Source organism: Candidatus Aquicultor secundus, from assembly GCF_002791875.1.
Lineage (GTDB): Bacteria > Actinomycetota > Aquicultoria > Aquicultorales > Aquicultoraceae > Aquicultor_A > Aquicultor_A secundus.
On record NZ_PFNG01000193.1, the window covers coordinates 1,124 to 8,501 of the forward strand.

Annotated in this window: 7 protein-coding genes; all 7 read left to right on the forward strand. The window is 51.9% G+C overall.

Annotation, left to right across the window (positions count from 1 at the left end):
* Positions 1-410 (forward strand): DNA double-strand break repair nuclease NurA (locus tag COY37_RS08070; protein WP_286977151.1); only part of this gene is annotated, 410 nt, incomplete at its 5' end.
* On the forward strand, positions 411-1,007 hold the full coding sequence (locus COY37_RS08075) for an HAS-barrel domain-containing protein (RefSeq protein WP_286677839.1): 597 nt from the start codon (positions 411-413) through the stop codon (positions 1,005-1,007).
* Positions 997-2,634 carry an ATP-binding protein gene (locus COY37_RS08080; protein ID WP_286677838.1) on the forward strand — a complete coding sequence of 546 codons (1,638 nt, stop codon included), beginning with the start codon at positions 997-999 and terminating at the stop codon, positions 2,632-2,634. The genes COY37_RS08075 and COY37_RS08080 overlap by 11 nt, the downstream gene beginning before the upstream one ends.
* Complete coding sequence (locus COY37_RS08085) at positions 2,612-3,892, forward strand: metallophosphoesterase family protein (RefSeq protein ID WP_286977154.1); 1,281 nt, start codon at positions 2,612-2,614, stop codon at positions 3,890-3,892. The genes COY37_RS08080 and COY37_RS08085 overlap by 23 nt, the downstream gene beginning before the upstream one ends.
* A gap of 4 nt (positions 3,893-3,896) precedes the next feature.
* Positions 3,897-6,470, forward strand: coding sequence for an AAA family ATPase (locus COY37_RS08090; protein WP_286677836.1), 2,574 nt, complete (start codon positions 3,897-3,899; stop codon positions 6,468-6,470).
* Positions 6,471-6,608: 138 nt separating this feature from the next.
* Positions 6,609-6,776: a hypothetical protein gene (locus COY37_RS08095; RefSeq protein ID WP_286677835.1), complete on the forward strand. Its 168-nt coding sequence runs from the start codon at positions 6,609-6,611 to the stop codon at positions 6,774-6,776.
* A 16-nt stretch (positions 6,777-6,792) separates the two neighbouring features.
* Positions 6,793-7,293, forward strand: coding sequence for a DUF1003 domain-containing protein (locus tag COY37_RS08100; RefSeq protein ID WP_286977156.1), 501 nt, complete (start codon positions 6,793-6,795; stop codon positions 7,291-7,293).
* Positions 7,294-7,378 lie beyond the last annotated feature (85 nt).

Sequence of the window (7,378 nt, forward strand, 5' to 3'; positions counted from 1 at the left end):
CCTGTGATAAAATAGATGGAGTCACGGACGCCGGGCTGTTCCGCCGCCTCCTTGGTGTCGGCAAGCGCTCTTCCCTATTTATAAGCACATCAGAGATTCTGGACGCCTACGGCGACGAGCGCGTTGCCTTCTTTTACATAAACGTCGGCAAAGAGGTTGCCCGCGTCGAGCTGCCGGGCTGGGTCTCCCGCGATAAAGATATGGTGGGATTGGTGCACGCCACCTGCCTCGACCAGGCGAATAAAGGCTCGGGATACCCCGTAGCAGTGGCCGAGGCCCACGAGCAGGCGGTAGTAAAATCGGCTGATAAGCATACATTCGATCAGCTTATCTTCCAGGTATTCGTTAAAAACGGTATCCCGGCGGCAGAATCCCGCAAGGCCCTTCGCAAAAAGGGAGGCTTCATATAAATGACATATTCCGGCACAACCGATCGAATCGGAGAAATTATAGAGGTCTATACGACCAGATTTTTAGCGCAAAGCTCCGGGCTAGAAGACCTGCCGCACTTCGGGAGTTTTGTAAGGGCCGATAGCCAGGACACAAATATTTACGGGCTCGTTTATAACGTTCATGAGGTAAATACCGACCCGAACCGCCGACCGATGGCCTTGGGCCTTGAGCGTGAAGAGCTTTTAAGACAACATCCATACCTGCCCGAGTTTTTAAAGATTGAATTCGACGCGGCGGTTATCGGATTTAGCGATGGCGCCGGTATCCGCGCCTACCTCCCCCCTTTTCCGCCAAGGATTCATAGCTTTGTCTATCCTTGCGAAAGTCAAGAGATCCTTGATTTAACCGAAGACCTGGATTTCATCCGAAGCATCAACGCCCTCCCCGGGCTTCCGGTAGAGGAGCTTGTGGCGGCCTCAATCCGCCTAGCCTACGCCGAGCGTGGGGGCGACCGGGCCTTTTTGGTAAGAGCGGGACAAACAATCGCCCAGCTTCTCAAAGACGAATACGAGAAAGCGCGAAGCATTATAAGGAGGATAAGCGATGTCGGGTAAAGCGCAAGAAATCGGCAAACTGATAGCCGGCTCGCTCCTCTCCGGACTTGAGGCGAAACTTGCAGAAAACGTAAATGTGGAGGGTGTCTCGGTCGGCAGGCTGGTCGTGGTCGATGGCGTTCAGAATAAATTCTTTTGTCTGCTCAAGGACGTTTCCCTTGAGGCGACCAACGAGGATATCCTCTTAAACCCGCCAAGCGACGACTTCGCAAAGCTCGTGCATGCCGGGATCAACACGTTTTATAAAGTCTCGATCCAGCCGATGCTCATAACGGCGCAAAATCCCACGGAGGAAGATCGGCCGCGCCCCTCGACGACGGTGCCGCCACACTTCTCCCCCGTTTGCGAGGCCACCGAGGACGACGTGGCCCTCATATTCGGTAAACCGGGTATCACTAATCCCGAGATCGGCTCGCCCATCTTTATGGAGGTTCCGGTATGCCTTAACCTGGAGCGGTTTTGCAAGCGAAGCAACGCCATCTTCGGCAAGAGCGGCTCGGGCAAGAGCGTGCTTGCACGCATGGTGCTCGGGTATCTCGTAAAAAGCGATATGGCAATCAACCTCATATTCGACATGCACGGCGAGTACGGCTGGAGCGCGACCAGCGAGGCCGGCATCGACGACCCCAGCCTCAAGCAGCTGTTGGGCGGCAAGATCGCAATATTTACGGTAGATCCAAAATCGCCGCTCTATCATAGAATTCGCCCCGATTTTGACGTGCAAATACCCTATAGCCAGATAGAAATAGCGGACCTTGAGCTTGCCGCGGGTGAGTTAGGGTTCACACAGGCCGGTATTGAGACGATGTATCGCCTCTCGGATAAGTGGGGCGAGGACAAGTGGCTGGCGAAATTTTTGACGATGGATACCGATGAATTCGCCGGTGTGGTCGAGGACCTCAAGGTAAACGACCAGGCACTCGGTAAGCTCCACCGGTGCTTAAGCAGGCTTAAAAGGCTTCCCTTTATCAGGAACTCGGTGGCCGACGACACGGTTACCCGCATTATGGATTTTATCCAGGACGGCAAGCATATCGTCTTTCAGTTTGGGCGCTACAACTCGATGCTCGCCTACATCCTGGTTGCAAATATCTTAACGCGCAGGCTGCATAAGCTTTATGTAGACAAAACCGACAGCGCCCGCGCCGATGGCATAGAAGGTCCAAAACCCCTGGTGGTTACCATCGAAGAGGCCCATAAGTTCCTCGACCCGCAGGTAGCAAAGCAAACCACCTTCGGGATAATCGCGCGGGAGATGCGAAAATACAACATGGTGCTGCTCTTGATCGACCAGCGACCGAGCGGCATCGACGACGAGATACTCTCGCAGGTCGGCACGCGCATCGTCGGCGACCTTGGCGACGAGCGCGATATTAACGCCGTACTCACTGGGCTACCCAGCCAGAGTACGCTAAAAGTGCTGATCAATAATCTGGAGCCTAGGCAGTTTTTGCTCACCGGGTTTGCACTTCCAATGCCGGTAGTAATAGACGCCAAAGATTACGGGCGGTTCTGCCACGAAGTGGGCATCGGGGTCGGAGCAATTGGAGACGAAATCGAACGCCGAAAGGCAAGGGACGATTTAAACGAGCAGGTATATGGTAATGACGAAATCGTCTTCGACTAAACAGCAAGCACACGGCATCAAGGTCATCCATTTTGCGGATTTGCACCTCGGGGTGGAGAACTACGGGCGGGTCGATTCCAAGACCGGCTTAAACCAGCGTGTGATAGATTTTTTGAAGTCACTTAACTTCTTGGTGAGCTTTGCAATTGAGAACAACGTAGCGCTCGTTGTCTTTGCCGGGGATGCTTTTCGTAATCAAAAACCCAATCCTACACTCCAACGTGAGTTCGCACGAGCAATACGCAGGCTCACGAAAGAGGATATTAAGGTAGTGTTGCTGGTTGGCAATCATGACCTCCCCAACATGGATAAACAGGCGCATTCAATGGCGGTCTACAACGCACTTGAGACCGATAACGTGATCGTAGCAAGTTTAGCTGAGCTTTTAACTATAGAAACCAAGCAAGGAGCGGTACAGGTAGCAACCATTCCTCATTTCTCGAGAAGCCAACTTGTCGCAAAACTAAAAGAGGATGACGTAGAGAGCAAGAATAAAACTTTGACTGAACTAAACGAGCTTATTACGCAAAAAATCGAGCGGTTTGTCAGTATCCTAGCAGCGGATATCGACCAGACCCTGCCGGCGATACTCACCGCACACGTAAGTATCTCAAGCGCAAAGGTTGGCAACGAGGAGCGGAGCATCCTGGCCGGGAACGAAGTAACGCTTCTCTCAAGCGTCCTGCAACGCCCCGAGTTCGACTACATCGCACTGGGGCATATCCACAAATTCCAGGATTTAAGCCGGGGCGCCTATCCCCACCTGGTCTACTCGGGAAGCATCGACCGTGTGGACTTTGGCGAGGAGAAGGAAGACAAGGGGTTTTGCCTGATTAACCTGGTGCGGGGGGCGACCACGTACGAGTTCGTCAAAACGCCGGCGCGCCGCTTCGTGACACTTGATATCGAATGCAAAAGCGACGACCCGACGGCCGAGATCTGCTCCCTCTGCGAAAAGCACGATCTCGGGGATTGCGTGGTACGGGTCCGCGTAAAGGTTCCGGCCAAACTTAAAGAGCAGGTACGAAAAGACGAGATTGTCGAAGCACTTTCCGGTGCTTACTTCATCGCCTACATTGCCGTCGAGGCCACGGGCGAGGAAACAAGGACCAGAAATCCCCATCTCACCGAAAGCCAAACCCCCGCCAAAGCGCTCACAGAGTATATCAAAACGAGAGACGACCTTCTCGAGCGCCAGGCGGAACTCACGGAATACGGCCAAAAACTCATCGACGAGCTGATGCAACGAAAGGCGTAACTACTTGATACCGGTTGAGCTGAGACTGACTAATTTCATGAGCTATAAATACATGGATGAGCCGCTTAGTTTTTCATCCATCCATACGGCGGTGCTCTGCGGGCCTAACGGGCACGGGAAAAGCTCGCTTTTGGATGCGATTACCTGGGCGCTCTGGGGCAGAGCGCGCGGGGTGGACAAACGCGGCAGCGGAACCGACGACCTCATCCACCACAAAGAACCCCACATGCAGGTGGAGTTTGCCTTTGAGCTTGAAGGGCAAATTTACCGGGTTATCCGATCGCGCTCGCGTAAGAGCAAAACCGGCGTCTCGCGCCTTGAATTTCAGATACTCGATGGCGGTGAACCCCGCCCCTTAACCGGCGAAACCCTTGGGCGCACCCAGGAGAGCATCAACAAGGTACTGCGGATGGACTACGAGACCTTCGCCAACTCGGCCTTTATCATGCAGGGGCATGCGGATACTTTTATGGTCAAAAGCGCGAACGAGCGCAAAGAGATACTCTCGGAGATACTCGGCCTCTCGGTCTACGACGAACTTGAAGAGCTCGCCAAAGAAAAGCGTAAGGCACTCAACGACCGCCTTAAGGATATCGACGTCCGCATCTCCTATATCGACCAGGAGATCGAGCATCTCCCTACCTATAAGCAGGATTTAAAAGAAGCGACCGCCGAACTACAAGTTGTGCAACAAGAGATCAAGGACGCCGAGGGTGCGATTGTAAAACTTCGTGAGGAGAAAGCGGTCTTTGATATGAAGGCCGCACAACTTACCGAACTTAGCGCACGCTCTACTCAGGCTCAAGCGGACATCGCCTCGATCGAGGAGCAGCTTAAAACCCTTGAGCATACCGCGATAAAGGCCCGTGAACTCACCGCAAGGAAGGATGAGATCGGGGCCGGTTATAGCGAACTCGTCTCTCTTAGAAAAAAGGAGGAAGAACTTTCGGCTGCCGGGCAACAGCACGCGGCTCTCGAAAAGAACCTCAACGCGGTAAAACTAGCGATCGAGCAAGCGCGAACCTCGCTTGAGTCAAATCTCAAACACCTTACAGAGCGAAAAGCGTCCCTTGACAAAGAGGTCTCACAGCGCTCATCCGTTGAGGCCGCGCTCTTAAACAACAAGGTCAGGCTCGGTGAGTTTGATAAGTATGAAGCCGAACTTAACGCCATGCGCGAGAAATATAGCGACGTGCAAAAGCAAAAGGCCGGCCTTGATGCCAAGGTTCAGGCTCTTGAAGCAAAGCTTGCCGAAGAAGAAAAACGGCGCAGTCTTTTAAAAGACGACGACTCGTGCCCGCTCTGCAAAAAACCGCTTAAAACCCATGAAAGGCATGCAATCAGCGCGGGGATCGAGCGTGATGTAGCTTCGATTAGAACCCAAATAGATGCCGGCCGTAGCGATTCCACGCGCCTCGAGCGCGAGCTTGAATCGCTTACAACTACAGGGAAATCCCTCGGAGAAACGATCAAGGGTAAAGACGAACTCAAGATTGTTGAAGGAAAGCTTGCCGAGAAATTGAAAGCTTTTGCTAAGGCATCTGAAGAAATAACAGTGCTAAACTCACAGATCAGCAAGCTGAACCTTAAGCTGGTGCAGGGCGCCTTCGCCGAGGACGAGCAATCAGAACTGCAGAAATTATCAAGCGAAATCGAAGCTTTAGGCTACTTTTCAAGCGAACACCAGAAGGTCAAGCAGAGGCTTAGAGACCTGCAAAAGTACGAGCAGCTAAAGGCAAATCTTGAGAACGCGCAAGCAAATATTTTGACAGCCGAAACCACCATTGCAACCCTCTCCTCTCAAAAAGAAGCCAAACTGAACGCGTTTGCGGATGAGAGAAAAAAAATCGAAAGCCTTTCAAACAAAATCACGGCCTTGCGGGATGCGACCAAAGATATAGCAACCGCCGAGGATGCGCTCGCAACAAAAAAAGAAGTCGAGGCGACCGTCCTTGACCGGCGATCGGGCGCCCAAACCAAAATCGATGCCTGCAAGGAACAAGCGAAGAAAAAGGAGGAGCTTGTTAAGGAGCGAAAAGAGGTCGCGCGGGAAGCCGAGATCAACGATAGGCTCGCGTTTATCTTCAGCAAAAAGGGCATCCAGGCGCTCATCATCGAAAACACAATCCCCGAAATCGAAGAAGAAGCAAACGACCTCCTGCATAGACTTACCGGCGGGCAGATGAGCTTGCGCTTTGTAACGCAGAAGGACCAGAAGACCGGGGGCGTGATCGAGACACTGGATCTCATCATTACCGACGGCGAGCTTGGCGACAGAAAATATGAACTCTTCTCGGGCGGCGAATCCTTCAGGATAAACTTTGCCGTACGCATCGCCCTCTCAAAACTCCTCGCCCGCCGCGCCGGCGCCCGCCTGGAAACGCTCGTAATCGACGAGGGCTTCGGCACGCAGGATGAAGAAGGAAAAGAGCGCTTGATCGACGCGATCAGCACAATCCAATACGATTTCAAAAAGATAATCATCGTAACCCACTTAGAAGACCTCAAAGAACTTTTCCCCGCGCGGATTGAGGTGGTAAAAAAACGAGGGGTAGGTTCGGTAGCAACGGTCGTGTAAATCGACATATTAGCACTAATGCACATTAGCACAATTACTTGGCAGCATGTAATATAAACGCTAACCTAATAAATGTTGAGTCGATAGTTGATTATAATATCGGGTATACTGTTTATGCTAACTGCTCTGGAGGTACTTATGAACGAAGATATTCTAAAATATGTTGCAACTAAACATGATCTTGAAGACTTAAGGGATGAATTCAGGCAGTCTCAGGATGTAATCCTCTCACGGCTTGACGAAATCGTTACAACAGTACGGCGACTTGACCAAGAACGCCTGTTTACATGTGTGATTTTACGATAAGCAGAAACGGGGATAGATGGTGATGGGGAAAAAGGCTCCCTCGCTTGCGGAACTGAAAAAGATGCGTACACCCGTCCGTAACGTTAATGCGGAACATAAAGAAAGCCTGAGCAAGCTTGATAGGCTCGCCCTGTGGATTACCAACCATATCGGCACGATGGGCTTTTTTATAGTCATCTTTACGTGGACGATCTTCTGGCTACTTTGGAATAGCCTTGGGCCACGAGATATGAGGTTTGATCCCTTCCCCGCATTCGTCCTGTGGCTCTTTATCTCAAACATGATTCAGATCTTTCTGATGCCGCTCATTATGATCGGGCAAAATCTCGAAGGGCGTCACACCGAGCTCAGGGCCGAGTCGGATTTTGAGATCAATGTGAAGGCTGAGCGAGAAATCGAAGCGATCCTCTTGCATCTGGAGAATCAAAGTGCGCTCCTTGAAGAAATGGCCGCCCATTTAGGACCGACTTCGGAACACTCGACAGAAGAATCGCTCGATAAGCTTGCCATGGATTAAGGTCTGGGTGAAACGCCGGAGATGAATGGCCCCTGCTAAAAACCATCGCTTAGAGAGCTAGGCAAGCTCTTCATCTCGTGCATAC